At 53.6% G+C, this 1,399-nt stretch carries 1 protein-coding gene; it reads left to right on the top strand.

Features of this window, described 5'->3' with window-relative positions; genetic code table 11:
• The coding region (locus ACR0D7_RS19360; protein ID WP_480680475.1) for a calcium-binding protein at positions 1-1,341 on the top strand (1,341 nt) is incomplete at its 5' end.
• Between the last annotated feature and the right edge of the window lie 58 nt (positions 1,342-1,399).

Below are 1,399 nucleotides of genomic sequence, written 5' to 3'. Positions count from 1 at the left end.
ATTTCAACGGATTCTGTGATTTCCGCCGAAGATCATCGTATTGCCGGTGTGACCGGCGGAACCAACCCTGGCATGACATCAAGCTTCACTGCCACGCACTGGCTGCCAGAGGACTATGCCGCCGGAGACTATTTCCTGATCAGTGTCGTGGAATGGGGTGATGGTGCGGCAGACACGGCACCGGAAAACAACGTAATTACGCAGATGGTCACGTTGACACCGCCGCCAGAGCCAACCGTAGACATTTCCATAAACGCAGTAACAATCGAGACGTCGTCCGATTTGGATCTGGGCCAGAACAGTTTCTTTGGAACCACCCTTGGCGCACGTCTGGATCTGACAATCGATCTTTCCAATCTGGGTACGGGCGCGGAGAGCGATGTTGGGCTGACGGCATATCTTTCAACTGACGGTTCGCTTTCGCCGGACGATATTGCGATCTGGACGGGTGCAACTGGTTTGGGTGCCGGGCAGCCCGCCTCGATTTCAGCCTCTGCAAACGTGGATCACACTGTTCTGGCAGGTGAATATCAGGTCATCCTGGTCTCTGACACTGCCACAGATGTCGATGCTTCGAATGATGTAGCGACTGCCAACATCACATTGATCGGAGGAATTGCAAACGGAACGTCCGGAGATGACGTGTGGGTCAGTGGCCCGGGCGGAGATATCGTTAATCTGTCAGGGGGCGATGATACAGCCTATGCCGGTTCGGGCTATGATTTGGTTGATGGCGGAGAAGGCTTCGACACTCTCGACTTCTCAACATACTCAGAAGCCGTGGGGCTTTCCTTTGAGGGGAACGGAACGCAGAAGCTCATAGAGTACTCTCCGGGAGGGGACTGGAACCTGTCGTCCTATGCCAATTTCGAACAGCTTGTGACCACCGAATTTGACGATGAGGTGGATTTGACCGGCAGTGGGGTGCGCAGCCTATCAACCGGGGGTGGAAGCGATATTATCATTGGTAGCTTCGGAGATGATCTAATTGATGCTGGATCGGGGGATGATTTCATATTCGGAAATACCGGCAACGATCTGATAACCACCGGAGAAGGAAGGGATGCGGTTGGCGTCATTCGGGACACATCCTCAGGCGCGGCCACAGGCACCGGCCACGACGTCGTGGACGATTTCGATTTCAACTTCGATTCCGTCATGATTCAGGTTGGTATTGGCGAAGAGTATGATCCTTTACTGGATCTCGTTCAAACAAGCGAAGGTGCACTTCTTCAATATGCCGACGATTCCAGCCTGTTGCTGAGAGACGTGGATGTCATCGATCTGGACCTGAGTCACTTCCTGATCATTGAGGAACAAGGCCCAGTGCCAACAGTTTGAGACCGATCACCGACAAGTATCCCTAAAGCCTCAGGGAAACGGCAGCGCATCACTGCGC

This window comes from Ruegeria sp. BB7, assembly GCF_056539365.1.
The sequence above is the reverse complement of the archived record's forward strand: the minus strand, read 5'-3'. Positions and strand labels throughout refer to the sequence as shown.